This is a genomic window from Deltaproteobacteria bacterium, from assembly GCA_009929795.1.
In the GTDB taxonomy this organism is placed as follows: Bacteria; Desulfobacterota; Desulfovibrionia; order Desulfovibrionales; family Desulfomicrobiaceae; genus RZZR01.
The window spans coordinates 1-1654 of the sequence record RZZR01000329.1; the positions used below are offsets into that span (position 1 = coordinate 1).

The 1654-nt window shown below is 63.7% G+C and carries 2 protein-coding genes; one reads left to right on the forward strand and one right to left on the reverse strand.

The annotated features are described in order from the left end of the window. Positions 1-429 (reverse strand): cupin domain-containing protein (locus tag EOM25_14720; GenBank protein NCC26430.1); only part of this gene is annotated, 429 nt, incomplete at its 3' end. A 127-nt stretch (positions 430-556) separates the two neighbouring features. Between EOM25_14720 and EOM25_14725 the strand changes: the two genes are divergently transcribed. Next, the coding region (locus tag EOM25_14725) for an amidohydrolase (protein ID NCC26431.1) at positions 557-1654 on the forward strand (1098 nt) is incomplete at its 3' end.

Below are 1654 nucleotides of genomic sequence, written 5' to 3' on the forward strand. Positions count from 1 at the left end.
GGTCTGTTCGGTGTCGATGACGTGGATGGGCGTGTCGCCGACGCTTCCGGCATAGAAAACGATGATCTCGGCCGGGACGGCCCCGGGGTTGCGGCCGGTGTGCCAGGTTTCCACGACCTCGACAATGGGGGCCCCGGCCTGGAGGGGCAGGACTTGCCCCTGGCTGGTGGTCACGACGAGTTCGCCGGACAAAAGGACTCCGGCGTTGATGACCGGGTGCTTGTGCCGGGGAAGCGTCGCTCCGGCCGGGATGGTGATGCGCAGGATGGTGATCTCGGGTCGGCCGGCGGGGTAGTCGGGCAGGGCCGCCCCGTTCCAGCTCTCTGAGGATTGGACCAGTTTTTGGGACACGACCCCGGCCTCCCGGGCCAGGGCGGGAACGCAGATCAGATGGACGAGGGCCAGGGCCAAAAAGAGGGCTCGGATCATGCTTGTCTCCGGATTGAGGTTCGACGGGACGGGTTTTGGAGATGTTGACGTCGGGGGCGTCTGCAGGGCAATCAGAGCCCGGCATCCTTCTAAAGGCCTTCAACCCGATTCGCAAGGAAAAGAGCGCATGAGACACGCGGATATTCTCATCACCAAGGGAACCGTCCTGACCATGGACGGGGCCAACTCCATCATTCACGACGCCGCCCTGGCCATTGTTGGGGATTCCATAGTCGCCGTGGGCCCCCGAACCGATATCGAGGCCGCCTTCCATGCCGACGAGATCATCGAGGCCGCCAACTCCATCGTCATGCCCGGACTGGTCAACGCCCACACCCATGCGGCCATGACCTGCTTCCGGGGTATCGCCGACGACATGGAGCTCATGGACTGGCTGAACAACTATATGTTCCCGGCCGAGGCCAGGAATGTGGACCCGGAACTGGCCTATTGGGGAAGTCTGCTGGCCTGCGCGGAAATGATCAGGTCCGGGACCACGACCTTCTCGGACATGTACATCTTTGAGGAGGAAACGGCCCGGGCGGCCAAGGAGGCCGGGATGCGGTGCATGATCGGGGAGGTACTCTTCGATTTTCCGACGCCCTGCTGCAAGACCCCGGCCGACGGCCTGGCCTACACCGAGGCCCTCATCCAACGCTGGGCCGACGACCCGCTGATCAACGTCATGGTCGAGCCCCATTCCCTGTACACCTGCTCCCCGGATCTCCTCAAATCGGCCAAGGCCATGGCCGACCGCTACCAGGTTCCCCTGGCCACCCATCTTCTGGAAAACAAGGGCGAGGCCAAGCAACTCAGGGAGAAGCTCGGACAGCGGGCCACGACCTTTCTGCGGGAGATCGGGCTTCTGGACGAGCGGTTCTTCGCCTTCCACTGCGTGGTCATGGACGACGAGGACATGAAGGTTTTTGCCGACCACGGCTGCAAGGTGGTCCACAACCCGGAGAGCAACATGAAGCTGGCCTCGGGCGTGGCCCACGTCACGGCCATGCACGAGCACGGCATCGTCGTCGGCCTGGGCACGGACGGCTGCGCCAGCAACAACAACCTGGATATGTTCCAGGAGATGGACTCGGCGGCCAAGCTGGAGAAGTCGGCCCTCCTGGACCCGACGGTCATGAGCGCCAGGACCGTGGTCCGCATGGCCACCTGTGAGGGGGCCAAGGTCCTGGGCCTTAACAGCCAGATCGGATCCCTTGAGGCTGGC